General features: G+C 58.5%; 26 protein-coding genes. 8 read left to right on the forward strand and 18 right to left on the reverse strand.

Annotated elements, in window-relative coordinates; all coding sequences use genetic code 11:
• Positions 1-25: 25 nt before the first annotated feature.
• Together ACA044_RS09490 and ACA044_RS09495 are read right to left on the reverse strand one after the other, a co-directional pair.
• Positions 26-3,268 carry a transporter substrate-binding domain-containing protein gene (locus ACA044_RS09490; protein ID WP_497446122.1) on the reverse strand — a complete coding sequence of 1,081 codons (3,243 nt, stop codon included), beginning with the start codon at positions 3,266-3,268 and terminating at the stop codon, positions 26-28.
• Between the two features lie 8 nt (positions 3,269-3,276).
• Positions 3,277-3,903: a response regulator gene (locus ACA044_RS09495; protein ID WP_497446123.1), complete on the reverse strand. Its 627-nt coding sequence runs from the start codon at positions 3,901-3,903 to the stop codon at positions 3,277-3,279.
• Between the two features lie 104 nt (positions 3,904-4,007).
• Here ACA044_RS09495 and ACA044_RS09500 point away from each other — a divergent pair, with 104 nt between their 5' ends.
• The 4 genes from ACA044_RS09500 (at position 4,008) to ACA044_RS09515 (ending at position 7,199) form a co-directional block, all read left to right on the forward strand.
• Positions 4,008-4,295, forward strand: coding sequence for a helix-turn-helix transcriptional regulator (locus ACA044_RS09500; RefSeq protein WP_497446124.1), 288 nt, complete (start codon positions 4,008-4,010; stop codon positions 4,293-4,295).
• Between the two features lie 64 nt (positions 4,296-4,359).
• Entirely contained in the window at positions 4,360-6,318 is a 1,959-nt protein-coding gene (locus ACA044_RS09505) for a DUF5906 domain-containing protein (protein ID WP_497446125.1), read from the forward strand.
• Positions 6,311-6,544 carry a hypothetical protein gene (locus ACA044_RS09510; RefSeq protein WP_497446126.1) on the forward strand — a complete coding sequence of 78 codons (234 nt, stop codon included), beginning with the start codon at positions 6,311-6,313 and terminating at the stop codon, positions 6,542-6,544. The genes ACA044_RS09505 and ACA044_RS09510 overlap by 8 nt, the downstream gene beginning before the upstream one ends.
• Positions 6,545-6,980: 436 nt before the next feature.
• The gene (locus tag ACA044_RS09515) at positions 6,981-7,199 is read left to right on the forward strand and encodes a hypothetical protein (RefSeq protein WP_497446127.1); all 219 of its coding nucleotides are present in this window, start codon (positions 6,981-6,983) and stop codon (positions 7,197-7,199) included.
• 169 nt (positions 7,200-7,368) lie between these two features.
• Here ACA044_RS09515 and ACA044_RS09520 read toward each other — a convergent pair whose 3' ends face one another.
• The 8 genes from ACA044_RS09520 to ACA044_RS09555 form a co-directional block, all read right to left on the reverse strand.
• A complete protein-coding gene (locus ACA044_RS09520) occupies positions 7,369-7,680 on the reverse strand; it encodes a hypothetical protein (protein ID WP_497446128.1) in 312 nt (103 codons plus the stop codon).
• A 16-nt stretch (positions 7,681-7,696) separates the two neighbouring features.
• Positions 7,697-8,584, reverse strand: coding sequence for a hypothetical protein (locus ACA044_RS09525; RefSeq protein ID WP_497446129.1), 888 nt, complete (start codon positions 8,582-8,584; stop codon positions 7,697-7,699).
• Between the two features lie 68 nt (positions 8,585-8,652).
• The gene (locus ACA044_RS09530; RefSeq protein ID WP_497446130.1) at positions 8,653-9,222 is read right to left on the reverse strand and encodes a hypothetical protein; all 570 of its coding nucleotides are present in this window, start codon (positions 9,220-9,222) and stop codon (positions 8,653-8,655) included.
• Positions 9,215-9,463, reverse strand: coding sequence for a hypothetical protein (locus ACA044_RS09535; protein ID WP_497446131.1), 249 nt, complete (start codon positions 9,461-9,463; stop codon positions 9,215-9,217). Before ACA044_RS09535 ends, ACA044_RS09530 begins: the two co-directional genes overlap by 8 nt.
• Positions 9,460-12,873, reverse strand: a complete 3,414-nt coding sequence (locus tag ACA044_RS09540) for a hypothetical protein (RefSeq protein ID WP_497446132.1) — start codon at positions 12,871-12,873, stop codon at positions 9,460-9,462. The genes ACA044_RS09535 and ACA044_RS09540 overlap by 4 nt, the downstream gene beginning before the upstream one ends.
• A gap of 72 nt (positions 12,874-12,945) precedes the next feature.
• On the reverse strand, positions 12,946-13,869 hold the full coding sequence (locus ACA044_RS09545; RefSeq protein WP_497446133.1) for a hypothetical protein: 924 nt from the start codon (positions 13,867-13,869) through the stop codon (positions 12,946-12,948).
• A gap of 31 nt (positions 13,870-13,900) precedes the next feature.
• Positions 13,901-14,143, reverse strand: a complete 243-nt coding sequence (locus ACA044_RS09550; RefSeq protein WP_497446134.1) for a hypothetical protein — start codon at positions 14,141-14,143, stop codon at positions 13,901-13,903.
• The gene (locus tag ACA044_RS09555) at positions 14,140-14,592 is read right to left on the reverse strand and encodes a hypothetical protein (RefSeq protein WP_497446135.1); all 453 of its coding nucleotides are present in this window, start codon (positions 14,590-14,592) and stop codon (positions 14,140-14,142) included. Before ACA044_RS09555 ends, ACA044_RS09550 begins: the two co-directional genes overlap by 4 nt.
• A gap of 681 nt (positions 14,593-15,273) precedes the next feature.
• Here ACA044_RS09555 and ACA044_RS09560 point away from each other — a divergent pair.
• On the forward strand, positions 15,274-15,831 hold the full coding sequence (locus ACA044_RS09560) for a recombinase family protein (protein ID WP_497446136.1): 558 nt from the start codon (positions 15,274-15,276) through the stop codon (positions 15,829-15,831).
• A gap of 493 nt (positions 15,832-16,324) precedes the next feature.
• Here ACA044_RS09560 and ACA044_RS09565 read toward each other — a convergent pair whose 3' ends face one another.
• The 7 genes from ACA044_RS09565 to ACA044_RS09595 form a co-directional block, all read right to left on the reverse strand.
• Positions 16,325-17,623: a tyrosine-type recombinase/integrase gene (locus ACA044_RS09565; protein ID WP_497446137.1), complete on the reverse strand. Its 1,299-nt coding sequence runs from the start codon at positions 17,621-17,623 to the stop codon at positions 16,325-16,327.
• 424 nt (positions 17,624-18,047) lie between these two features.
• A complete protein-coding gene (locus ACA044_RS09570) occupies positions 18,048-18,452 on the reverse strand; it encodes a response regulator (protein WP_497446138.1) in 405 nt (134 codons plus the stop codon).
• A gap of 169 nt (positions 18,453-18,621) precedes the next feature.
• Entirely contained in the window at positions 18,622-19,953 is a 1,332-nt protein-coding gene (locus ACA044_RS09575; RefSeq protein WP_497446139.1) for a deoxyguanosinetriphosphate triphosphohydrolase, read from the reverse strand.
• A 67-nt stretch (positions 19,954-20,020) separates the two neighbouring features.
• Entirely contained in the window at positions 20,021-21,184 is a 1,164-nt protein-coding gene (locus ACA044_RS09580; protein ID WP_497446140.1) for an EAL domain-containing protein, read from the reverse strand.
• 128 nt (positions 21,185-21,312) lie between these two features.
• Positions 21,313-21,654, reverse strand: coding sequence for a hypothetical protein (locus ACA044_RS09585; RefSeq protein ID WP_497446141.1), 342 nt, complete (start codon positions 21,652-21,654; stop codon positions 21,313-21,315).
• Positions 21,651-22,040 carry a phage holin family protein gene (locus ACA044_RS09590; protein WP_497446142.1) on the reverse strand — a complete coding sequence of 130 codons (390 nt, stop codon included), beginning with the start codon at positions 22,038-22,040 and terminating at the stop codon, positions 21,651-21,653. Before ACA044_RS09590 ends, ACA044_RS09585 begins: the two co-directional genes overlap by 4 nt.
• Position 22,041: 1 nt before the next feature.
• Complete coding sequence (locus ACA044_RS09595; RefSeq protein ID WP_497446143.1) at positions 22,042-22,356, reverse strand: ElaB/YgaM/YqjD family protein; 315 nt, start codon at positions 22,354-22,356, stop codon at positions 22,042-22,044.
• 306 nt (positions 22,357-22,662) lie between these two features.
• On the opposite strand from ACA044_RS09595, the gene ACA044_RS09600 reads away from it, so the two are divergent.
• Entirely contained in the window at positions 22,663-23,871 is a 1,209-nt protein-coding gene (locus ACA044_RS09600) for an ammonium transporter (RefSeq protein WP_497446144.1), read from the forward strand.
• A 1-nt stretch (position 23,872) separates the two neighbouring features.
• On the opposite strand, the gene ACA044_RS09605 is transcribed toward ACA044_RS09600, so the two are convergent.
• Positions 23,873-25,585: a cation:proton antiporter gene (locus tag ACA044_RS09605; RefSeq protein ID WP_497446145.1), complete on the reverse strand. Its 1,713-nt coding sequence runs from the start codon at positions 25,583-25,585 to the stop codon at positions 23,873-23,875.
• A gap of 210 nt (positions 25,586-25,795) precedes the next feature.
• Between ACA044_RS09605 and ACA044_RS09610 the strand changes: the two genes are divergently transcribed.
• Together ACA044_RS09610 and ACA044_RS09615 are read left to right on the forward strand one after the other, a co-directional pair.
• Entirely contained in the window at positions 25,796-26,032 is a 237-nt protein-coding gene (locus ACA044_RS09610) for a glutaredoxin family protein (protein ID WP_030132301.1), read from the forward strand.
• A gap of 164 nt (positions 26,033-26,196) precedes the next feature.
• Positions 26,197-26,517, forward strand: coding sequence for a transcriptional regulator (locus tag ACA044_RS09615; protein ID WP_095055482.1), 321 nt, complete (start codon positions 26,197-26,199; stop codon positions 26,515-26,517).
• Positions 26,518-26,538 lie beyond the last annotated feature (21 nt).

Genomic DNA, 26,538 nt, shown 5'->3' on the forward strand with positions numbered 1-26,538 from the left:
CACACTGCTCAGCCTTCAAGCATAGTTAATGCTCCATCATTCTGCTTTTGTCGTGGTGTGCCATCTGTTGTTGCAACGCCTGCTCCAGTTCGAGCATGGCGCGCTCCATGGACTTGCTGCAATCGGCCACTTCCTCGTGGTGGAACACCTCATGACAAGCCTTCTCGAGCGCCTCGCAACTGTCGATCAGTCGGGAGGCCTGGACGATTCGGGCGGCGCCCTTGATTTTGTGGGCGATGTCGAGGAATGACTGCCGATCCTCTGTCTGGGACAACGCCAGCAGTGCTTGCCGGTCCAGACGGTTGCTGTTCAGCAGCTCGGTTAACAATCGCCGGTTCAGTGTCGGGTTGCCACCGGTCAACAGGTGCAACCCCTCCAGACTGAAGGCTGGCTCGCCGACCGTCGGCGTAATGCCTTCGACCCATTGACTCAAGGCTGTCAGGGTGAGGGGTTTGAACAGGCAATCGTCCATCCCGGCTTGTTTGCAGCGTTGTTTTTCCTCCGGCTGCGCGTTGGCGGTGAAACCCAGAACGGTACAGGGAGGGCGCTGCGTGTGTTGTTCATGTTGGCGAATGGCACGGGCCATGTCATATCCATTCATGATCGGCATGTTGCAATCGGCAATCACCAGGTCGAATGCCTCACTCTTCCACGCCAGGAGCCCCGCCTCGCCATCCGGTGCGACGCTGAACCGATGCCCCAGAAACTCCAGTTGCTGGCACATGAGCAAGCGATTGGCCGGGTGATCATCGACCACCAGAACGTTCAAGGGTGCAGTGCTTGGATGAATGTGCGGCTCGGCAATATCTGGTATCCGCTCCGGTGGCAGGGTTGCCAGGTTCAGCGAAACCCTGACCTGAGTGCCGACCCCAGGCTGGCTGCTCAATTGCAGGCTGCCACCCATCATTTCGCACAGATTGCGGCTGATCACCAGGCCCAGCCCCGCGCCGCCTCTGGGCAACTGGCCGGGGGTATCGGCCTGGATGAAAGGCTCGAACAACCGATGTTGGTCCTGCTCGCTGATCCCGGCGCCACTGTCTTCAACCAGCAATTGCAGGTGGACCCGCTCGGGCTCGTCGGTTCGCTGCAACTTGACGCTGATCCTGATGTGGCCCCGTTGCGTAAACTTGATGGCATTGCTGACCAGGTTGGACAGCACCTGCTTGAAGCGCATCGGGTCCAACAGAACATCGGTTGTCGGTTTGGCAGGGCTGAACTCCAGATGCAGTCCGAGATTTTTCTGCCGGGCCAGCCCGTCGAAGATCCGCACCACCGAGGCTACGTTTTCAGCCAGATTGACGCGTTCCGGGCTCAGGCTCAAACGTCCGGATTCGATGCGCGCAATATCTAGAATGTCCCCGATCAGTTCCAGCAGGTCTTTCGCCGAATGGTATGCAACCTCGATGGCTGCTCGATCCGGATGGCTATGATCATTCCGTTTGAGCGTCAGTTCGAGCATGCCGATGATCGCATTCATCGGCGTGCGGATCTCATGGCTCATGGTCGCCAGAAAGGTACTTTTAGCCCGGTTGGCTTCATCAGCACGTTCTTTCGCCGCCTGACGCTGTTTTATCTGGCGGCTCATGTAGGCGTTCCAGGCAACGGATATCAGCAGCAACACGCCGGCGCCTATAACGATCTGATAGAACACTCGGTGATAGTTGCTCCAGGTACTTTGCGAGGACGCTGAATAGCCACGCCAGCGGTTGTTGACGATGCCCAGCTCTTCCGGGGCGATGCTCAGCAGTGCCTTGTCGAGGATGGCATTCAGTTCTTTGGCGTCGCGTCCGGTCGCCAGGGAAAACGCCGCCTGCTGGGTGCCGATGGTGGTGCTGATCTGAAGTGCCTGTTCGAAGATCCGCGATGAGATGAAGTAGTTGGCGATCACCAGTGAGTTCACCGCACCCTCTGCCTGGCCCTCGGCGAGCAACTCCACGGCACTGAACGTGTCAGGGGTTTCAACCAGGTTGATCCGCGGGAACTCGTTGCGCAGGTAATCCACCAGTGGATTGCCTTGGGCGATGGCCAGGCGTTTGCCCTGTAGTTGGGTGAGGTTGGTCGGGCTGTCAGCCGCTTTGCGCGTCAGCAAGACAAAAGAGTTTTCCAGATAAGGGCGGCTGAAGTTCAACCTCGTTTCACGTTGGGTGCTGGGGAGCAGAGCGGCGATCAGGTCGGCTTGATGGTTACCGATCTGTTCGATCATCTCGTCATCGCTTCGGCTGCGCTGGATTTCGAAACGCAAACCGGTGCGCAGTCTGATCAGCTCGAGCAGGTCAGCCGTGATTCCCCGAAAGTTGCCGTCGCTGTCGAAAAACGTCAGTGGCGCAAATGCTTCATTGACCACCACGCGTACGACCGGATGTTGCGCCAGCCAGCGTTCTTCGCGATGGGTGAGTTGCAGTTTGTGATCGGTGAGAAGAATGTCGCTGCCGGCACTCCAGCGTTTGGCGATGTTTTCTCGCTCGCTGGTGGGGATGGCCTGGAGGACCGCGTTGATGATCCCGAGCAGATCCGGGTTGTCCTTTTGCACGGCAAAGCTGAAACCATGGGCTTCGTGTTTACCGAAGCTGGCCATGCGGATGTTGTTCAGGTACCCCTTGTTGATCATGTAATGGGTTGAAATGGTGTCACCGAGAAAAACGTCGGCCTGATCGAAGGCAACCGCGTTGATTGCGTTCTGATAGGACGGGTAGGAGGTGATGATCGCCTTCGGATACAGTGCCCTGACCTCGTCCAGAGGCAGATAGTGATACACCATGCTGAGCCGCATGCCGACAAGTCCATCGGTCAGCGACCTGGTTTCTCCTTCTCGTGTTACCAGTACGGGTTGATCCACTGCATAAGGCGTGGACAGCGCAATGTCGGCGTTGTCGGCCTCGAACCCATTGGCGGTGCCGAGCATGTCGACCTGGCCTTTTTCCAGCGCCTCGATCGCGGCCCCTCGGGACGCGAAGCGCTGAACCTTGACTGGCAACCCTATGGCCTTGCCGAGGATGCCCGCGTAATCGGCGGTGAAACCTTCATAGTCCTGGCCGCTGAGGGTCAGGTCGAAAGGAGGATAATCCGGGGCCGACGTGCCCAGGATCAGTTCACGTTTGTCTTTAACCCATTGTCGTTGTGAGGTATCCAGTTGGACTTCCATGTGCTCGACCGTCGAGCGACTGAGCAGGGTATAGTGCTCGCTGGCCGTCTGTGCCGCGAGCACCGGGGGGCTCAGGCATAAACCCGCGGCCATGAGTAGTAGATAATCCTTAAAGCGGCTGGGCATCCTGTTTCTCACACCAATGCGTTACGTTTTGCCATATCGATGAGTTCAACCAGGGATTTGGCTTTGAGTTTTTGCATGAGTCGTTTTTTATAGGTGCTTACAGTTTTGTTGCTGAGAAACATGCCCTTGGCAATTTCTTTATTGGTGCGACCTTGGGCGAAAAGTTGTAACACCATCAGTTCTCGATCGTTAACGGATTTGAATAATTCCAGATCGGCCCACTGCGCGTCGTCACTCCGAACAGGGTTCAAGGCCTGGCTGGGGAAATAGTTGTAACCTGATAAAACCGCTTTGATCGCGCTCACCAATTCACTGAGTTCTTCCTGTTTGCATACATACCCCGATGCACCGGACTGCATGCAGCGAATGCCGAAAAGTTTCGGGCATTGTGCAGTTAATACCAATGTTTTTAATGGTGTACTCATGGCGTTGAAACGGGAGAGAACTTCCAGCCCATCCAGTTTGGGAATGCCGATGTCGAGGATGATCAGGTCAGGCATGCATTCGCGAACCATCTGCATTGCATCGACCCCATTATCAGTTTCGCCGACGACTTTGTAACCTTCATGTTCCAGCAGCATTCGAACGGCAAGGCGGATGACAGGGTGATCGTCGACAATAAAAACGGAGTTCATAATAAACTGCGGCACATGTGCAAACAGGCGCTCTAGATCAAGGCACCCACAACTGGCCGCTCGATGTTGTACCCCGCAAGCTACCCCGGCAGGAGTATCTGAAAATGAGCAGAGCCCGCACACGAGAAGCCGTCGCTACCGTCGATGTATTGATGCCCCCGGAAGACGTTATGTACGCGTTGGGTATCGGCAGCCGCACAACCCTGGATAAATACGTAGCCGCTGGCTGGCTCAAGGCGCCCGTAGAGGTCGGACCACCGCGCCGCAATGGGAGCGCCGGAAAAGTCGCCTGGCTGAAAAGCGAGGTAGACGCATTCATTCTTGCGCGTGCAGCAGCGCGTCCGGTGGCTTGCCCGTTGGCTGCCTTCGACGGTGCCAGTCAGCCTGCCTGAATTTCCTGCGGACAAAAGAAAACCCCAAGGAGCACGAACTCGAAGGGGTTAAGGGGTATTTCCGATGAGTAATTATAGCTCGACCGCGTCCGCGAGTCACCGACTCCCGCCGACCATTTTCGAACTCGCTGCCAAGCATCTTGTTGGCCATAGCAACAAACCAGGCGCTGGTTTAGTTGGGGTCACGGTGCAGCCGTCAGGCACACCGCTGCAATCAATCACAGGCACGGCGCACACCTCTACCGTGTCCTTCAAAGTCGACCCGCAGCCGGCTGCCAACGAGCCCATAGAGTGGAACGCTGGCGCCTGGTTGACTGCCTTTAACGCTGCTCTAGGCGCTGAAGACGGCGACCAGCAAGACGCACTTGCCCATCTCGCCAAGGAGGCCATGGAAGGCGCACAGCAGCGTGGCGACACCGCCCTCGAACACTCGATAAGAACGGCAGCTGCCAAGGCGAGGGACGCCCGCGAGGAAGCCCAGCAACAGGCAGAGGATGAGACCCAGTCGCCCCCTGTGCCAAACATCGAAGTTCCATTTGGCGCGGGTCCGACCGCATTACCTTTGACGCCAGCCAGCCCTTACCAGCATGTGGCTACCGCCAAGGATTTCAGTGCGCCCGCAGCGAAGCCAAAAAGCGGCATCGACCGCGAATCCCGCGAGATTCTGAAATACATTTCAGAAGACTTCGTCATGTTGGCCAGCGGCTCCAAGCTGATGGCGTACCAAATCGCCAGCGGCGACGAGTTCGGCAAGGAAGGCTTTAGGCAATTTATCGCGCTGCATTACGGCAAAATCGTGATGCTTTTGGTGGACAGTGAAGGCAATCAAACACAGAAAGAGGCAGCGGCTGGCGACATCTGGTGGGAGTGGAACGACCCTACACGTCGAGTGGTACGTCGTATCGTCATGGAACCGACCAGCAAGTCCGCTTTTCAGGACGCAGACGACAACCCGGAAGTGTTCAACCGCTGGCACATCCTGAAAGAGACAATGACTGAGCCGGACGGGCGTTCAACCCGCGCCGACATCCAGATCCTTGAGGACCACCTGTTGTTCCTCAGTGACAACGATCAACCAGGGGTGATGCACTTCCTGTGCTGGTTGGCCTGGATGTATCAGTTTCCAGAGAAGAAAAAGCAGCCGGTTGCACCTTACCTCAGCTCTCCGCTGGGCGGGGTCGGTAAATCGATGATCTTCCCGCTGCTGTCTGCCGTGTTCGGTCCGCCACTTTGCGCTGAACTGAGCGGTAAAGACCTGATCAAGTCGCAAGGGTTTACCTCTCGACTCGAAGGGCGGCGTCTGATCTGGGTCAACGAAGTGGAGCGCGATAGAAACGGCGACGTCTCTGGCACACTCAAGGACTGGATCGACGGCACCACCGTCAACTTCGAAAGCAAAGGACGGAACTCGCAGACCCACAAAAACATCATGCACTTCGTCCTGACCGGCAACAAAAAAGATGCCATTGAGCTGATGGAAAATGACCGCCGCTACTCGGTATTGCGGTGCACCAGCAAACCGAAGGATCGCGCCTACTACACTGCCTTCCTCGAGTGGCGGGACGGCCCCGGCCCTGCCGCGTTGGCCAATGTGCTGAAACACTGGGTGTTCCCGGATGATTGGGACGCATACGGCCCTGCACCTCAGTCAGCGGCCGCACGGGAGCTGCAACAACAGTCGGTTGACCCAATGGTGGAAATCCTCAGCCCGCTGCTGGACAAGCGGCTGTCACCGTTTGATAGAGACGTAGGCCGCTACGCGAGCATGGCGCGAGCCATCGCTGTCGTGTGTGACGGGATCGTACCGGGCCGGCTGACCCCCAACAGATACGCCAATGTGATGGAATCACTGGGCGCTGTTCGGATCGGTAATCCCAACGCCACCGCCGCCAGGTACAAGGCTTGGTCCTGGCGCCGGCCCACCTACTGGAGCGGCAAAGGCCCAGCCGATTGGGATCAGCACATCGACGCGGGCAAGAACCCCGACGACTATCCGAAAACAGAGGTGTCCGATCATGAATGACGATTGGGTGGGCGGCATCATCAGCGTGGCGGTGATTTTCGGCGGGCTATATGTGCTCGACCAATGGTCAGCCGAGGAAAGCCGGAAGCAGGAGGCACTGTGCGACGTGGCGATGTCGCACGTGGAAGTGCTCGAGGCGCGAGCACCGCGATCAATGGAACTCAAGAGCGCTAGGAAGGCAGTGAGCGATGTCTGCGACCAGCACGACTACTACGCTGGAGATTGAACCACACCGAAGCCAGGGCCTACTTACACGCGATGAGCATGGTCCTGGTTATGACCGATCCGCCGTACAGGCCGTATTGGCTACCCCCGACCACGCTCCCTTCGTCGCCAGATCTTTCCAAAACCTCATACCCGCGTGTACCACACAAAGACCCAGCTTTTTCGAGGCATTTACCCCAACTCAGTGCACTCCCAGAGCAGTCAATGCTGAACCCCTCGCGACCGTCAGGGGTGTAGGTTTTAGAGGACATGGCGCAGCCATTGAGCGCTAACGTGATGCCTAGTAGAGCGAGATTCAATTTCATGCGTCCTTACTCCATGTACGGAAGGTTGAATGGTCGACACCTATGCACCAGAAAAGAAGCTTAGCTGGATATCTGCCGCGACATGCCGCACACGCTGCTACTCTTCCGGTTTTCTCGAGCGGAGTCGAAGCAATGCCAGCACCTGAATACTCTCTCCCTGACGTCCTTGAACGTATGCACGAAAACCAGCAGGCCCTTGAGGCCGCGCTGATGGAGCTGACGCTGTTGACTGAGCAGCAAGGCAATGCGGAGATCGGTGGAAATATACGCGGTGCTCTCGAGACGATCGCTGAGAACGCTGGGCACATCAAGCAAGGCCTGGCCAAGCTGACGCTCCAGCACCGTGATTGATCAGCGGGTAAAACAAAGGGCGCTCTCCATGGCCCCTTGTCGTGTACGTGCACCCGTCACTTGCCCTTCTTTCCGCCACCCTTCCCGGGTGGTGGCTCCGAGCGCGTACGCGGGAACCACGACTCGCCAGTCGGGATGGGCTTCTTGGTTTCGCCTTCACGTTTATCGATCATTTCATCACCTCATCGTCAGCGCCGGAATGGCACAGTTTGTTTTCTATGGCCGTCAGCAGTTCGACCGTGTGCCCGAACAGCTCAGCGCGCAGTACCTGGGCAATTTCTCCCAGCCTCGGCTTGTCGGCCATCGTCCACAGCGCTGCACGGAACCCCTTGAGCAATTGCCGGCGACGCTGCTTCACGGCTTCGCTGGTGCGACAGGCCTCGATGTCGTTTTGCAGGCTCCGCAACAGCGCTTCGAGGTTTGCCGCCGTCAGCTTAGGCTGTGGCCGTTTCCTGTACTTGAGTGCGTGTTCGCTCGGCATAGCACACCCCCTCAGATCAGAACGCCGGCTTAACAGCGCTGCCGCTTTTCAGCGACGACCAGTACTTATCGAACTCAGCTTCGCTCATGTCGCTGATGTCAGACGCGGAGATAGCGCCGCGTTCATCTGGTGCCCGCGCAGCCCCGCCGAGGTTGGACAAGCTGGTCGGTGGCTCGCGTTTGGCGGCGCGGCTGGCGGACTTGAAGCCAAGCTGCTGCGCACGCGTGTACGTGTGTTCGGCCGGATCAACACCCTGTGCCTGGCACATACGCGTGTACTGGATCAACGCAGCGGTCTGCACATTCTGGAGCTGCTCAGGCGTGGCGTTGGGGTGCTGCTGGCGGATATTTTGCGCGACAGTCTGCTGCAGGAAGGTCGCTGCTTCTGAGTAGTCGGCCCACTGCTGCATCGCACGACGTTCGGATTCGATCAGCACAGGCGTAACCTCTGCAACCCCGCGCTGGAATTGCACCTGCACATCTTCGACTTGCTGCTGGCCGCCGTTCTTCAGCTGCTCGAGCGCCTGATTGAGCTGGATCTCCTTGGCCCTGATAAATCCGATCGGATCGATTTCCGGGTCAGGGATTTCCGCCTCAGACTGCTGTTGTAACTGCGCCTGCTGTGCCGCCGCCCACTGAGCCTGGAGCTGCTGCATCTGCTGAGTCTGAGCATGCAGCTGGAGTTCCAGCGCTTGGCGTTTGGTGCGTTCCTCATGCAACGCCGCGAGCGGTACCTTGCGCTTGCTTTGTTGCGCTTGGTCTTGCTCTGCTTCGCGACCGAGCGCGCCCTGCTGGGTATCCTCCACGTCATTGGAAAGGCGGATATCCTTTTCGGCGAGGTGTTGTTCCTGCTGTTCGAGATCGGCGGCCAAAGCCTCAGGCATATCGTTGCCGATGTCATCCATCCCGGTGCTGCCGGTAAGTTCGGCGGCGAGCCCCTGGCTAAGGTCTTCGTTTTCGTTAAAGTCGCTCATTAGGCTTTCGCTCCACGGGATGGTGCACGTTTAAGTTTGGCGGCACCTGCCGCAGTGCGCGGTGCTGGCTCTGGTTCGGCCTTGCTTGGCGCCACGTGGTAACGAGCGGCGAGGTCAGCAGTACCAGCGCTGGCGGCAGCGGCCTTGGCGTTGTCCTCGAGCACCGAACGAAGCTCGTTCTGGAGGCGCTTCACTTCACGCTGATGTGCGGTGTGGGCGATGAATTCGCTGACCTCCTGAGAGGTCAAAGGTCGGCGCACCAACTGGTCGCTGCTCAGCCCGAACGCTCGGCCCGAACGCAGGCGGGTACGTTCGGCCCGCTGGATACGCATCAGCCACGTCAGCATTTCGCCTTCGGCCATCGCAGCGGTGCGTGCATCGATGCTACTCGGCGCATCAGCCAGCACATCACCCAGCGGGAACAGCGGTGGGTCCAGCTCGACGACGTAGCCCCCGGTCCTGGCCTGGACGATCCGCGCACGCGAAAAGTCGACGCTGTTTAGCTCGGCTTCGCGACGCAGGTTTCGCAGTTCGCCAGCGTCGAACACGACTACATTTCTCTCACTCATTTTGGGAGGCCTCTGTTTGCCTGGCGGCGGTGATCTTGCGATTTAGGATTTCCAGCTCAGCTTTACGAATCGCTGCACCGGTTGGCTTGGTCGCTGCGCGGAGCGCCTTCTCTGCGGCCTGTAGCACAGCGCGGGCAGCTGGCAGTTGCGTCTCGAGTAGCTTTTCGATCTCGAGCAGTTTGTCGAGCGCGGCCTGGGCTTCTAGCACAGCGGCTTGTAGTGTTTCTCGGTTAGCGGTCATCGGTTGATCCTCTTGCGTAGGTTATCGACGGGCGCCCGTTTGCCTATCGCCACATAGGAGGTGAAAGCCATCCGCACAGTGGTACGGGCTTTGGTCGAAAGCTTGTCCAGGGTTTCACGCTTCTGGTCGTCGTCCATCAGCCGCCAAGCTTTCGAGCGAATCAACTGTTTGGCGCCCTTGTGGACCAGTGCCCCGACCAGTTCGTTGAACTCGGCTTGCTGCTCTGCGGACAAAGGGAACTCTTTACCCCTGCGCGTGATGTGCGTCGGGGCATCACCCGGCGCCCAGCCAATGCGGGCCGCTTCCAGGCGCACAGGGTCGGTGCTTTCCTTGGAGTGGGTCATTGGCGCTATCGCGTTGAAGGCATTGTCAGCGTAGCGGTTGTTGGCGAGTGGCTGGCCCCATGCGTCCTGACGCACTGGCACAGACTCCCGAAGCCCTGGTAGGCGGGCCTTCATGGCGTCCATGAACGAGTCAGGTTTGCGGGCGTATTCGTCCTGGCGCGAGGCGATCCCACTGAGCAGTGCGTTGGGTTGCAGCACCGACGCAGCCGTGCGGCTGAGGAAACTGCCCGCATAGCGATCCGGGTCCGAGAGCGCTTGAGAGAGACCCTCGACGCCCTGCATCCAGGTCTTGGAGACGATGTTTTCGGCGAACGAAGCGATCAGCTTGAGCGCTACTTTCTCGGCGTCCTGATCCTTGACCTTCATGTTCACCATGTCAGACGCGAGGCCCGCCCACGCTGCGAAGGGGTCGAGGCGGTTGTAGCCATGCCATGTACCGTTGATCTTTACCGACCAAGGCTGATTACCTGCGGCGAGCCAGGCATCGCGCTCTTTGTTATCGCTGGGGCCTGCACCGGTTAAGTAACCCGCTTGTGCCAGCAAGCCTGCACCGATCATGGCTTGCGTGCCGGACATCATCTTGGCTAGGGCCATTTCCTGCTTGGCACCGCCTGCCATGAGGTCGCGCCACACGCTTGGGTACATGACACCTGCGGGCGAACCTTTGAGAACCCGACTGATCACGTTCATCGGCGTGCGGACGAAGGGAACGATTATGTTCGTCCATGGCGCAGCGGCTTTCATGGCTAGCACTTTCGCAGCGATCGGGCCAGCGGCCTGGTTGAAGGTTGACTCCCGTGCATAGTCGCCCGCGTCTTCGATCATCTGCGGGGTTGGATCGTTGGCGAGCTGGTCTATCCGTTTGCTGACGGTCATGCCTTGCGGGAGGCTACCGGCCTTCTTCTCGGCGAAGGCGGCGCGGTGCGCCAGTGCCCTAACCTGCGCTTCGTAGTTGGTCGTTGCGAAGTAAGCATCTTCAGCACCGAGGGCGCGGAACGGCAACAACGCCACGTTATCGGCCGCCAGTTTTGCTGTACCAAGTTTTCCAGGCATGGTGCGCTGCGGGAGACTGGACTGCTCCAACTTGCCGGCGCCGAGCATCGGCGATTCACCCGCGACGAACGCCCGCCCGGTTGCACCGATTGCTTTCATCTGCCCACGGATAGCACCACTCAGCAGGGCTAGCGGCTCTGACCACATGGTCTCGCCCTTGAGGCCGAACAGGCGCTTACCGCCCGCCAGCACAGCGGCGTTCATCCGATCTACGGTGTTCAGGCCGACCATGCCCGTGTTGCCAGCCATGTTGGCAACATGCGTGGACGGGTCATACAGCCACCCGGCTTTGATGTAGTCGGTGAGATGGTTGCCCTTACGAATCACTTTCGCTGCGTTGGCGAGACCACCCGATTGGATCGCTGCACCAATGGCTTTCGCCAGATCGTCTGCGCCGGATACGCCGCCTACGCTTTCAAGGATCGCCAGCGCTTGTTTATGATCGAGCGTTGTACGACGCAATGCAGCCATGGCCCGACCGGCTTCGGCCTTCGCGCCGAGCAATTCACCCGAAGCGTGACGCATCCCCGCAAGGTCGGTGACGAACTGAGCCTTCTCTAAATCAGTGGCCTGTCCCTTGGCGATGCGTTGCTGTAAGTCCAGGACGTTAGTCATCTGGGTTTGTACGGCAGAATTAACGGCGCGGAATTCCTCGGCGTTGAATGTCTGCCCAAGCTTGCGGCCATGGAGCAATGCCTGGGCACCATCAAGGCCGATCAGGTTGGCTAACTGGGTCTGTTCTGCGTTGGTGACGACACCACGACGTCGCGCTTCTACGTCGGGTTCCGCCGGTCGTAACAGGTCGAGCGCTTGGGTTCGGCGCTCACCCTGCAGGCCGAGATTGTCGAGCGTCGCATTTATATCGACACTGCCTGCGAATGGAGTGGGTGCCAGAGTTGCGGGCGTCTGCTGATTGCCTTGCGTGGCAGCCATGACTTGGGCGTGCAAGCCCTGTGGTGCGATTGGGGCGGCGCTGGGTGCAGTGCCTGGCGTCGGCATGGCCTGCGGGTTGAATACTGGCTGACCTTGGGACTGCTGCGCGGGTTGTTGCATTGGCACAGGGGCGGTCATGTTCGGACGGCGAAGGCTGGCAGCGCCGCCCATGAGGCCACCCAATACCGCGCCTTGGCCGGCAGCATTGCCGACGCCTTCCATTGCTGGTCGGTCGGTGGCCAGGTTGGTCAGGACTTGTTGCTGCGCGCTCTGGGAAAGCTCTTCCAAGGATTCAATGCCCGCACCAGTCAGCGCACGGTTGACGATGCCTTTGGCCACATCCACGCCGTTGGCGCCGGCCAGCTGTGCATCGATGTCGAGCACGCCTAACTTGCGTCCGATGCGTGCACCAGCGGCGCCGAGCAGTCCGGTCAAACCGCCTGACAGCAGGGCAAGGCCAGTTTGACCGGCAGTAAGATCACCTGTCTGTTGGGTAATTTGTGAGGCCTGTTGGCCCGCTGCGAACAAGCCTTCGCCTGTACCTGCCCCGATCGCCCCGGCCATGCCTGGTGCAGCACCGAGCGCTCTGGCACCGAGCGCGGCGCCTTTGCCAGCGACACCGCCGACGACCATCGTCGGGACGGCCTCGATAATCTGGCCGCCGGTATACGCCGGGTTTTGCAGCATCGCAGCGATCGTCGGACCGAAGCCCTTGGCGTTCGCTACTTCATCCCTCTGCGCTTTGGCCTGCGGCGACATTTCGTCTTCCAGTACCTGACGCGCCGCCTTTGAATCCAGGCCATGCTGAACAAGCCACGGCGTAACCGCGCCCCCGGTGAGGATGTCGCCCAGACCAGCGCCTGCATCGAACGCGTTATAGGCACTGCGACCGACGCTTCCGCCGATGTCTGTCACCCATTGACCGGCTGTGCGGTCGGGCAAATCGGTTTGTCCCTGCGGTTGTGCGGCCATGAGCGCGCCGGCCATGCCACCGACTGGCGCTGGCGGATCGACCTCAAGCGGATCGCCGAACGAGCTGAGCGGATCGCCGAAGGCTGACGTGGCCTGCGCTTTTGGCACAGGGGGGCTCGGCAAAGCTGCGGGTCCGCCGTCGTCGATTGGATCACCAAACGCGCTAGTGGTCATGATCCATTACCGCCCCTGCTTCGTGGCGACACGACCGGTCGCCGGGTCGATGTACTGGCTGCCCGCTGGCAGTGCGTCATAGTCGGCCTTGGTCTTCGGCGTGGCGGGTCCGCGTGCCGTCGGGTTGCTACCACTACCATGCATGAGCAACTCGGCACCTTGGCGGGCTGGCGGTGCGCCGGTTGCGTTAGCCCCCGGCACCGCTGGACCTTGACCAGCGCTTTCGTCTGGCGTGGCCCCACCCAGCAGCGCGGCGAGCTCGTCAGTGGACGCGCTACGCCTGAAGGGCCGCCCGTACGGGCTGTAAGAATTCGTGGACGCGTCGAAAATATGGCGCTGGACCAGATTGTCGGGACCGCCCAGAGGTTCGTCCAACGTCTGCCGAGGGGCCGGCGTTCTCTGCCGCGCAGAGTCGGCAGCCATGCGGGCCTGGCTCTGCTGAAACTGGCTGGCGGACTGACCCTGGCTTTGCTGGAACTGCTGCGCCATGCGCTCTTGCGATTGCTGCCATTGTTCGGCCTGTTGCTGACGGTGCGCTTCCAAACTGCTTTGGCCATAGGCCTTTAAGGTGTCGTCGAGCGGCAAGCCGGCTGCCGCCAACTGACGACTGAGCGGGTCAAGTTTACTGAGGAACTCAGGGTCGGCTGACAACTGCTCCATCCGGGCAGCCATCTCCTGTTTGCGCTGCGCAGCCTCGGCACGGGACTTACTCAGGGCGAGTGCGTTTTGCGCCATCGCTTGCTGATAAGCGACCTGCTGCTGTTGCGCTTGCTGCTGTTGCATGCCCGCGAGCGCCTGGCCCATACGGGCACCGCCACCAGGGTTGCCTTGCTGCGGGCCGCTGGCGAGCATTAATTGCATACCAAGCTGACCCAGTGGGGTATTCATCCCACCGATGCCTTGATTCAACATTTCCACGATTGTGGCCATTTTGGTAACTCCTCCGGCAGCAGGCCGGCGATCAATGCAAAGTGGGTTGAGTCGCGGCCTTTTCGGCAACGGCCTCGGCGATGAGGTGTTCGTGCGCGTCGAACAGCGGCACATACACGGCAGGTGCAGACATCCATGCCGGCTGAGCTTGCGGCGCGGCAGCACCGAACAGGCCGTAACTCGGTAGGTCGGCGGACGGCTCCAGATACGTGGCTTCGATCAACGCCGATACGAGGACGCTGTGGTTTTTGGTAATCGGTACGATTTTGCTCACGGCTGGCTTCCTTCTGAAGGGGTGCGGTGGGGTTGGCGGTTGGCACAGCGACGGGTACGAAGCGCGGCGAGTTCGGCGTCGAGCATGGCCTGGGCCTTGACGCGCAGCTCTGGCGGCAGGTCGTCGAGTTGTTCAAACACGAAGTGGCGACCGGCGTCGTCATCAATCAGGCGGGCATTGACTCTCATGGCGACGTTCTCCTGGTCGCGGATACCGGGCATCAACGCCACGCGCAAGCGGCACTCGACGTCAGTCAGGAAAGAAGTTTTGGTGAGGATGAAGTCGGCTAGCTGTTCAAGGTCGTAGCCCTTGGCAGGCCTTCCACCTTTTGGACTGGCGGATGGCACATCGAAGGCTTGCGGCAGGTCGTCGCGGTGCAGGGTGAAAAACGACGGGGACAGGTCGGCCAGATCGGCCAGTTGCTGCGTGGTGATGGCGGTGGTCTTCATTTTCCTGACCTCTCCCCAGAGGTTTTTGTGTATCTAGAATATACGCCTAGTTATTCCTTTTGGGTATTGGACTTATAGTTGTTTTTGTTGTATTAGAGATTAATCCGACAGGCGGCATTGGCGGGGTTAGGCTAGCTGTGCTAAGCGTTTAAGCGATTGACCTGGGACGGGTGCTTAAATAGACAGCTTTATAAAATTAGAGAGGGGATTTAGGGACTGATAATTAAGCGCGGACTGCTTTAGCACGGGGGGTCTTAGCTGGATAACGGCTAAAATTTTGCGGGGGATTTTTTGGAAAATTAGGCAGGATTTTAAAAATTAGTGTTGAGGGCTCTGGTGTGTATTACGTATGTGACGCGAACGAGAAAAACGGTACCCCACCTACCCACCCCGACCATTCCAGCCGCTGCCCGCTCCCCTGGCAGTCCAGCCCGCAGCCCTCCGCCCTTCCTCCCTCCGTCATCGAGTCGAGCTATCAACGATCTGATTGTGTGCTGGCGAGGGGTAATGATTCGGGAGGGATGCCCTGTTTGCCTGGGGCTCAAAAGGTACACCTTGTGATCCACTCGTCGGCTGTGCGCCGCAGGGTAGCTCATAGGTGTTGACTAGTTATGAGCCATGCACTTATATATGAGCCATAGATTGTGAGCCACCCGGCCACAAGGTGATGAGGGTTCAATCATGGCTACCATCGGATACCTGCGCGTCAGCACAGATGAACAAAGCGTCGAGGCCCAGCGCCACGCCCTGAGCGGCGATCTCTACAGTATCGAGCATTGGTATGAGGATGTCGGCGTATCTGGCGCTGTGAAGGCGCTGGAGCGGCCTGGGTTCGCAGCGCTGGCTGCGTACGCCCGCAAAGGCGATGTCGTAGTGGTGGGCGCCATCGATCGACTGGGGCGCGACACCGTCGATGTGCTGAGCACAGTGGAAATGCTGAAGGGCAAAGGCGTTGGCATTATCAGCCGGCGCGAAGGCTTCGACCTGAGCACAGAGCACGGCCAGTTCATGCTCACTATGCTGGCGGCTGTGGCGCAGCTGGAGCGCTCCAACATCAAGGCGCGGCAGATGGCCGGGATTGAGGCAGCCAAGGCGCAAGGCAAAGCGCTGGGGCGCAAGCGGACCATAGACGGCGACCAAGTCGCGGCATGGCGCAAGGACAATTCCGCGAGCATTGCACAGACAGCCAGGCACTTCGAAATCAGCGAGGCGTCGGTAAAGCGGGCGATGCGGCAATGATGGCCATGGAGGCACATGGCTATTACAACAAAAACCTGGAGCAGCCGCTCTAGCACGCTGGTTTCAGCGATTTAATGGGCTCTTAATGGGCCTGTGATGGACTTGGCCTCAAGCCTATCAGCGGTTGAAAGCCCCGGACTAGAGCGGTTCGAGCACCGTATTAATAGACTTAGGCCATTTTTAATAGGCGATTTTGCATTCCGGAAGTACAGCGCCTATATAGCCCCTCTCTACCCCTACAACCCTATAGCTACTACAGTCTTTTATTATTTATCCTTGAATATAAGAAGAAGTATATTAAGGGTATTAAAAAGCTCTACAGCCTTGTGCCAGCAAAGCTTACAGCCTAATACACTGTGCCAAACCACCTTCATTATCTAATAGGCAAGCGCCTATTAAAACCTGTGCATATATCCGAAAAGCTTAATAGCTAATTTTTTATGCCAATCTAAGCTATGTCCCTCGACCCCATTAAAGACCATCGAAAGTGCCATCATTGCCCCGTGACGGTAGCCCAAAGTCCCTCGACATAATCCGCCCACTTCTGCATCGCCTCGCGCCGCTGTTCTAGTAGCTGTGCCCTGGCGTACGTCGCTCCTAGTGCCCCAGGCATGCGGTGCCCAAGGCAGAGTTCCAGCACGATCGGGTCCAGCTTCAATACCTCGTGCCCAAGGCTGCGGAACGTCGAGCGGAATCCATGGCTGGTGATGATACCGCGCTCATAGCCCAGGCCTGAGCGTATGCGCACCAGCAGCGTGTCGGCTGATATTGGTACGCCGAACTTCCCTGATGACGGAAATACCCACGTCGGTAGGTCCACGACTTCACTTGCAGCGGTCATTCCGAAAGGCGTGGTGCCGAGTACTCCTTTCCTGTTCAGTGCCGTGCTGTGATCCAGTAGTCCACGCAACATGCCCACAGCTTGGTTCGGCAGGGGGACGATGTGCGGCTGGCCGGTCTTGGGCACCGTATAGCGCCATTCGGCCTTGTCGAGGTCTAATTGTTCCCACTTCATGGTGGCGAGTTCGGCGGGGCGCACTGGCAGTAGCACCATAAGCCACAGTGCCGAGACCACGCTGTCGTTATACGCCACAAAATTGTTCAGCCGGCGTAAAAACTCAGCCAGGTCGTCCGGGGTTTCCAGTGCGGCGCGGTGCACCGTCTTGTGCTTCTTCAGCAGACCTGAGCGCCGTGCAGCGACGTTCTTGTCTATCAACTCGTGGTTCATGGCGTGATCCAGGATCATGCGCATCAAGCTTAGCGAGTAGCGAGCCATGGTGGGGGAGGCGGCTAGGCGCTCCAGCACCGTTTTGACGTGGCTGAAAGAGATGTCGGTCACCGGCACATCGCCCGCGACGGGGTAGAGGTGGTTCTTCAGCGCTCCGCGGTGGCCGGACAGAGTCTTCGGTGCCAGGTGCGAATTGAAGTCCAGCCACTCTTCGGCCACCTTGCGGAACGTGTTTGCTTCCTTGGTTCGCTGTGCTTCCTTCTTGGCTGTCTTCGCCTTTAATGGATGAATCCCTTGGGCTACGGCGGTCCGCGCTTCCTGTGCCAGTTCGCGGGCTCTGTCGATGGTAACGTCTGGGTATATGCCAACAGAAAACAAACCTTCTTCACCATTCAAGAAAAACTTGAGTCTCCATAACTGCGAAGTGCTGCTTACTTGTAGGAACAAGCCTTTGATAGTTCCCTCCGAATACTTACCGGGCTTTTTCAGCTCTTTGATAATGGCCGCGATGTTCTCGGGGCTATCGGCCTTGCGCTTGGTGGAAGTGGTGGGGGTCGATGTCATGGGGTATCCGAAGGCGATGAAAGGTGTGGATACCCCTAAAGTACCCCGTTATTTTGTAGCGGACAATGAAAAAAAGGGGTATGTTGATACGTAATGAAGCGAAAAACCCAGCATTAATAGGGGGTTTAAGCCAGAAGGCTGAAATCACAGGTGATGACTGGACTTCATAATAAAATCCCATACGTGCACAAATAAAGCGCGCACCTTAGCTCAGATAGTTTAGGGGGCGCATGAACTGACGGGCCGATAGCGGTAATATAGGAAAAATCCTACAAATGAAAAAGAATAGGACTACGTGTCAACTAGGTTTTGAATGAGGAAGACTAAAAGTTCGATAGGTATAGTCAAGTGGCTGAAGGCGTTAAGATATAAGGCGGAATTTATATTCTGGTCATGGTTTTAGTGTGTTTGGGTTGTTGTGGATTTATTGCGTGGCCAAGGTCAACAGGTTTCTAAAGTCTGATTGTTTCAATGGCTTGATCAAATAACCGAGCAAGGGTAGTCCACGTTCGTAGGCCATTATTTTAAGTGCGTCCAGTTCGACAGATGTCAGGCTGCTCAGAAGTATTGCCTGTCTGATCATCCCCCGGTGGCTGGCGTATTCGATCAAATCAAGGCCTGGGAGGTCGGGCAGGCATTGGTCGCACAGAAGAATATCGAACGGTTGCGCAGCCTTGAGCATTTGTTGCAAGGCGCCTTCGGCACTGTCAGCGGTGGTCAGTTGGGTGAAGCCGTAACTCTCGAGCAGGTATTGGGTCGCTCTTAGCTGAAAGGGATGATCCTCCACCAGCAAGATGCGCCAATCGTGTTTGGACATAGGAATTTTCATGCTTCATCTGTCGAGCAGTGGGCGTGTGATTATTTCGCGAGATGGACGAACAATCGATCAGTCAGCTCTGCACAGGGTGTAGGGCGATTCTGTCGACGTTGAAATACAGAGGGATGTCGAGAAACTCGATCAGCCGTTCAGGCGTCTGAGGCGGCTGATCGATGCGCCTTTATCTGTGGCTTGAACGACCGGTCATCTCCAGCGCCATTTCACTGGCATAGCTGTCGGTCATGCCGGCGATGAAATCAATCATGCGCAAGAACGAGGTATGTAAAGGGCCATTAGGATCGGGCGCATTGTTGCCCAACAGGTCGAGTATGCGGCGGTTCTTGAAAGATGGCGTACGGCCGTTGTGCTGCTCCAGTGCCGCGCCGCAAAAGGCGTTGAGCAGGATTTCCAGGGTGGTGTAGGCGCCGATTTCGTGGAGCGTCTTGCGCTTGTCCTGGAAGATTTTTTTGCGCGCCATGTCCTTGGCATTCAAGACGCAGCGTTTGGCGGGGCCATGCATGTGTTCCACCAAATCGCCAGGTAGCGTGCCGGCCAGCAGCGCGTCCTGTTGCTCGACAAAGGCTCGGGCTGCTGCGTTGGTCAGGTGCTCGATGGCTTTGCCCCGCAGGATCGCCAGTTTGCGCCGACGCGAATCCCGTGGACCGAGCTGGCGATAGGTTTCCGGAAGATCGTCGCCCACCAGGTCCAACAGCAGGGACTCGACTTCGGTGTAATCCAGCAGCTCCATCTCCAGGCCATCTTCCAGATCTATCAGCGCGTAGCAGATGTCGTCGGCGGCCTCCATCAGATACACCAGCGGATGGCGCGCCCAGCGCTGTTCGTCCAGTTGGGGCAGGCCGAGTTTATGAGCGATCTGTTCCAGCAGTGGCAGTTCGCTCTGATAGCAGCCGAACTTGTGCTTCTTGTAGCCCAGTGAGTCGGCGTGCCGAGCGGTCCATGGGTATTTCAGGTAGGTGCCCAGGGTGGCGTAGGTCAGCCGGGTCCCCCCTTCGAACTGATGGTATTCAAGCTGGGTGAGCACACGGAAACCTTGGGCATTGCCTTCGAAATTGAGGAAGTCATTGCGTTCGGCCTCGCTCATGGCATCCAGCCAGCCACGGCCTGCGGCCTGCTGGAACCAGTGGCGGATCGCGTCTTCGCCGGAATGGCCGAAGGGCGGATTACCGATGTCATGGGCCAGGCAAGCCGATTGCACCACCATCCCCAGGTCGCTCGGTTCGCACCAGTCGGGCAGGGCGCTGCGGATGGTTTCACCGACGCGCATACCCAGCGAACGGCCGACGCAGCTGACTTCCAGCGAGTGGGTCAGGCGCGTGTGGATATGATCGTTGCTGGAGACCGGATGGACCTGGGTCTTGCGCCCGAGACGGCGGAACGCGCCCGAGAAAATGATGCGGTCGTGGTCTTTATGGAAAGGGCTGCGGCCGAGTTCTTCCGGGCTGTGTACAGGCTTTCCGAGGCGTTCGCGGGTAAGCAGGGTTTGCCAATCCAAGGCTGGTTTCTCCGTCAGGTGACTGATCCCCTAGCTTCCCGGTTCGCGCCGGTCCCTGCAAGGGGAACTAGAGCCCAGCGGCATCGATATCGATGAGCAGCAGTCGCTCGCCATTGTCGAAAAATTGCCCGGCAGTGAGGCAATACTGATTGCTGGTGGCGTCGCGGTAGGTGTTGGAAAGCGTCAGACGGCGCTCATCCCAACCCTCGGCCAGCAAGTGATAAAAATAGGGGCGCCACGACCAGTTATGGCCCAGATATCGGTTGTCGGCTTCCCAGCCGTTGTTGCGCCATTCCAGGTTGGGGGTCAGCTGCGTGCCATGGCGGTCGCATTGATAAAAACGCAACAGCCAGGGAAACGCTTCCAGTTGCGGCAAGGTGCTGAGGGGCGCTCTGGCCTGAGCCCAGGCTTGCAGGATCGCCATCAGTTCGCTCAGTTGTTGGCGCATGATCATCAGGCGAGCACGCTCAGCCAGTTTTTGCCGAACATAGCGCTGACGCAGTTGCGCGAAGCGCTCCACAAAGGCATCTGTGGCGAAGAAGTCCGCTTGCGCACGGGCGAACAGAAAGCCTTGTACGTAGCGTGAGCCACACTCCAGGGCAAAATTCAGTTGAGCTTCAGTTTCCACGCCTTCGGCGATGATCCAGCAACCGGTTTTTTCCGCCATTTGCGCCAGTGCCTTCACCACTTCGCTGCTGGGACCACCCAACGCGGCAGCCTGGAACAGCCGCATGTCGAGCTTGAGAATGTCTGGTTGCAGTGCCAGCACGCGATCGAGCTGAGAGTAACCGGCTCCGAAATCATCAATGGCGATCCGTGCCCCGGCTTGTCGGTAGCGGGCCACGACTTCGGTCAGACGTTGGCTGTTGCCATCCAGTTCGGTGATTTCGAAGACGATTCGCTGCGCGTCGACGCCATGTTTGCTCAGTTGCTTGAGACTCGGCAGTGGCTGGTCACAGCGCAAACGGCTGATCCAGCGGGGTGATATGTTCAGGCTGAGAAACCAGTCGGGGGGTGCTTCATGCAGACGGCTCAGGGCGTTATCGCGAATCTGGCGATCGAGACGACGCAAGGCGATGGCGGGGGTTCGTGGGTCGGCGAACAGCGGTCCTACCGAGGTCAGTTGACCATCGGCTTGACGCAGTCGACCCAGCGCTTCGACGCCAGCGATGCGGCCTGTGGCGGTATCGATGAACGGCTGAAAGCAGGCGAGCGGTTGCCCGTCGATCACGAGGCCTCCTTAGTAAGGTCTTGTTTTGGGGATACCTGGACACCAGCAGAGAGGTACGCAGGATTAACCTCTCGATAAACAGAGGTTAATCCCGGTGGTATTGCAAGAATGCAGCCAGACAGGACTGACTAGTGTTTGCGCGAAGAGCTCTGCATGATCAGTTTGATCAATGGCCCCAGCGTGACGCCCAAGCGAGCCAGCCGAGTCAGGCTGCCGATACCGCCGCCCTTGGCGCCCTTGCCGGTCAGAAAGCCCAACCCGATCACGGCCGCGATGCCCCAGAGCGGGGCGTGTTTGATGCCGAAGCCGTCTTGCAGGCTTTGCGTCATCCCACGCACCCGTTGCAGGGGGTGCAGCAGTTGTTGGGATTCGTGGCGAATTTCCTGGCGATGCATTTCCATGCGCAGGCGGATCAGCGCCTTGCGCATTTCCGTGCGTGAGCTGTTGCGGGGAAGTTCAGGCATGCTCATGGCAACAGACGCTCCCGATCATTGGCCAACTCTTCCAGGGTGCCGTGGAAGGGGGAGGACTCATCGAAAATCGCCGCTCTCAAGCGCATCGCACAGAACAACGCTGCGAGTGTATAGAACACACAAAGCCCGATGATCGCTGCCAGGCGATAGGTGTCCCAAAACAGGATCAACACCAGTGTCGACAAGCCCACCAGCAACAACAAGGCAAAGACCAGCGTCAGGCCTGCAAACAGCAACAGGCTTACGGTGCGTGCTTTTTGTTCCTGCAGTTCGATGCCGAACAGTTCGACATGGCTGTGCAGCAGTCCAAGAAACGCGGCACCCAGGCGCCGCGGAGATGAGCCGGTGCCCGTCGCGGACGAGCCGGATTCGCCGATCGCCATATCAGCGCCGAGAGGCTAGCAGGCCAATCAGGAAACCCACGCCGGCCGCGATTCCGACCGATTGCCATGGGTTGGCCTGGACGTAATCTTCCGTGGCGGTAACAGCGGCTTTGCCACGCTCGCGTACGGAATCTTCGGTCAACTTCAGGGTTTCGCGTGCGCGCATCAGGCTGTCATGGATCTGCTGGCGCAACTCATCGGCCTGGTCGCCCGCCAGGGATTTGGTGTGTTCCAGCAACCGTTCAGTGTCACTGACCAGCGTTTGAAAATCTTCCATCAGAACTTCTTGAGCAGTCTTTGCCGTGGTGCGTGCCATGGGTGATCTCCGTAAGTGGCTTCTGAAGCGTTCGAGTATGAGCCTTGCGCGAAGGTTCAGTACAAATGACTGGTACATCTTTTGCTACGTCGTGGTGCGTCGGCCGGCTTCGTTGCGCTGTTGCCGGGCATGATTTCAGGAAAACCTTAACTCAAACAATCAAAAAAACGCGCAGAGGCTTGGCTCTTGTGCGCCAAAGCGGTTCACCTGATCAGTGCTTTCGTTCTGGGTGAGCTGCAACTTGGTGCGTCGGCACTCTGCGCGAACTGCTTTGGTGCTTTTTTTAGCCTTCAGGTCTGCCAATCCATGGAAAATCTACAAAGTGCTGTGGACAGTCTGGTCCATAGCTCCAACACGTTGTTCATCCTTATCGGTGCGGTCATGGTCCTGGCCATGCACGCCGGTTTCGCCTTTCTCGAGGTCGGTACGGTTCGACAAAAGAACCAGGTCAATGCCTTGTCGAAGATCCTCAGCGACTTCGCCATTTCGACCCTGGCCTACTTCTTTATAGGCTATTGGATTTCTTACGGGGTCACATTCATGCAACCGGCGGCGGTGATCACCGCCGACCATGGTTATGGGTTGGTGAAGTTTTTCTTTCTGCTGACCTTTGCTGCGGCGATACCGGCGATTATTTCCGGAGGCATTGCCGAACGCGCCCGGTTTGTCCCCCAGTTGTGCGCGACGGCGCTGATCGTGGCGTTCATCTATCCCTTCTTCGAAGGCATGATCTGGAATGGCAACTTTGGTCTGCAAGCCTGGTTGCTGGAGCGCTTCGGCGCCAGCTTCCATGACTTCGCAGGCTCTGTGGTGGTTCACGCCATGGGCGGCTGGCTGGCACTCGCGGCGGTGTTGTTGCTCGGACCGAGGCAAGGCCGTTATCGCGACGGACGACTGGTGGCATTCGCACCGTCGAGCATTCCCTTTCTGGCGTTGGGTTCGTGGATCCTGATCGTAGGCTGGTTCGGCTTCAACGTGATGAGCGCTCAGACACTGCAAGGGGTCAGCGGGCTGGTGGCGGTGAATTCGTTGATGGCCATGGTCGGTGGCACCGTGGCGGCGTTGATCGTCGGGCGCAATGACCCGGGCTTTTTGCATAACGGCCCGTTGGCCGGGCTGGTGGCGATCTGCGCCGGCTCGGATCTGATGCATCCGGTAGGCGCGTTGGTGACCGGTGCCATCGCCGGGGCACTGTTTGTCTGGTGCTTTACTGCGGCTCAAGGCAAATGGCATATCGACGATGTGCTGGGCGTCTGGCCTTTGCACGGGCTGTGTGGTGTCTGGGGCGGGATCGCGTGCGGCCTCTTCGGTCAAACCACCTTGGGTGGTTTGGGGGGCGTAAGCCTGATCAGTCAACTGATCGGTACCTCGTTGGGGGTAGTCGTGGCGCTGGCCGGTGGTTTTGCGGTGTATGGCGCGATCAAGGCGTTCCATGGTCTGCGCCTGAGCCAGGAAGAGGAGTATTACGGCGCGGACTTGTCGGTGCACAAGATCGGTGCCGTGAGTCAGGATTGAATCACCGTTCCTCATCGTCAGCGCCGGGGTAAAAACCGTGCAGCAGGCGATAGCGGTCACGCCGTACCTGGTCGACCCGGTCTCGCACCTGCTGGCCGGGTATGCCCAGCATGATCAGCGCGTGGGAGGCGAGCATCAGGCTCGACTCCAGCAACTCGGGTACGACTTCGCTGGCGCCGGCCGCCTTCAACTCGGCCAACTGACTGTCGTCCCGTGTGCGCACCAGGATCGACACGCTCGGGTTGAAGCGGCGTGCTTCCTTGAGTATCAACAGTGCGATGTCCGTCTTGTCCACGGCGACCACCAGCAGTCTGGCGCGTTCCAGCCCTATCGCGACCAGCAGCTCGCCGCGACGTGAGTCGCCGTAATGAACACAGCTTTCATTGACGGCTGCTTCCTGAACCCGTACCGGGTCGGTATCCAGCGCAATGTAAGGTTGATCTATATTACGCAGGACCCGCCCGATGGACTGGCCTACGCGGCCGTAGCCACAGATCACTACGTGATTGTGCAAGCCAGCGTTGAACGCGCTGATTTCTTCGAGTTCGGCTTCTTCGTTGGGCTTGTGGTGCAGGCGTGTGGCGATGTGGGGAGCGGCGCGCAGCAGTAAAGGCGTTACCAGCATCGAGCAGAACGTGGCGGCCAGCAGCAGGCCACCGAAGTCGGTGGGCATCAGTTTGTTCTGCTGCATCTGCGCCATCAGGGCAAAGCAGAATTCGCCCCCTTGAGCCAATGCCAGGCCGCTGCGCCAAGCGGTTTCGACATCGCTGCCGCGCCATTTGACCAGCAGCGCGACCACGGTGCCTTTGATCAGCAGCAACCCCAGCGTCAGGCCGAGAATCAGCAGGCCGTGGCTGGCAAACAACTGCAAGTCGATCAGCATGCCGATACTGACGAAGAATACCCCGAGCAGAATGTCGCGAAACGGACGGATGTCCGCCTCGATCTGATGTCGATAATGGCTTTCCCCCAGCAGCATGCCGGCGAGAAAGGCGCCCAGGGCAGGAGAGAGGCCGAGCAGGTGAGTCAGCCAGGCCGTCAGCAGAACGATCACCAGCGCCAGCAGCACGAATAGCTCCGCGGACCGGGACGCGGCGACTTCATGGAACAGCCGTGGCAGAAACCAGCGACTGACCAGCAGCAGACCGACGAACAGCACCAGGGTCTTGCCCAGCGTCAATGGCAATGCCCAGTACCAGGGCTGTTCGCTGCTGCCGGCGAACACCGGCACCAGGGTCAGCAGCAACACCGCAACCACGTCCTGAAACAGCAGTACGGCAATGGCATTCTGGCCGTGACGGCTGAAAATCTCGCCGAGGCTGGTCAACTCCTTGCTGACAATAGCGGTGGACGACAGCGCCAAACCGGCACCGAGTAACAGTGCAGGCGTGGTCGGCATGCCGAACAGCATCAGCAGAACCCCCAGCACGATCCCGGAACCCAACACTTGCAGGCTGCCCAGGCCAAATACCACCTGGCGCAGTGCGAGCATTTTCGACAGGGAAAACTCAAGCCCCAGGGAGAACAGCAAGAACACCACGCCCAATTCGGCCAGGTCGGGCAACTCTTCGCTTTCATTCACCCAGTTGAATGCAGTCGGCCCGATCATCAGCCCCACGCACAGGTAACCCAGCACCGGTGGCAAACGCAGGCGCTGGAACAGTGCAATCACCACCAGGGAGGAGGCGAGGATGATCAACAGGTTGGCGAACACAAAAAACTCCGGTGAGGGTTCTGGCTACCCAAGCGTAGAGGCAAAAAAAGACGCGAGCATCGCGCAAATGACAGTTGATGTGAATGATTTGCGTCAGGAGTTTGCCGAAATCTCTTGAAATCAGCCATTGCTCGGACATGTAGGGCATTGGCTCGACTGCTTTTGATCGCGGGCCTAGAATGAGCGCTTACTTCGTTTGGTCTTGTCGTCATGCCTCCTGAATGTCAGCTGTTCGGCACCGTTGGTTGCCATCTCTGTGAACTCGCCGAAGCCATGCTGATGGAATTTGTCGAGCGTGGTCTGTTGGTGGAGCTGGTGGATATCGCGGACGATGAAACCTGGTTCGAAGCTTACAGTCTGCGTATTCCGGTGTTGCGACGGGTCGATACCGGCGCTGAGCTGGGCTGGCCGTTTGGTGCCGATGAAGTGGTGGCGTTTCTGCGGTAGAGGGGACGGCGACGGTGTTCCCGCGTGTCGAACTTTACGATTGATACCTTGGCTTAACCGATGTTATTCGGATACTGTATGAGCATACAGTTATTCGCGATGCTGCCTTGCCGCCGCTGGTTTTCGGGTTTGAGCAGGCAAGTCGGGTGCAAGAGGGATGAATCATGGTCAATGTCGAACAATTGAAGAGTAGCGTGAACCGGATGTCGGCGGACGTGGTGCGCGAGGCCGTCCTCGAGTTGCGCCTGGATGGTCTGGTCACGGAGGGAAAAACGCCCTTCAATAAACTGCATTTCAATACCTGTTTCGCCGAAATCGAAGCTTTGTTCCAGCGTGCGGGCTATCACCGGCAGCTAGATGTCGTGGGCTATCAGGGATTGTTGTATGCGCTTTATGATCCGGGTCGTTGGGAAGCGGTCGATGTGCTGCGCTGGCTCAAGGAGTTCACCGAAGCGGCTGCTCGAACGCAGTCGATACCGGCCTGAGGATTCTCTTCTAGGTTCGTT

The organism is Pseudomonas sp. LBUM1673, from assembly GCF_059695645.1.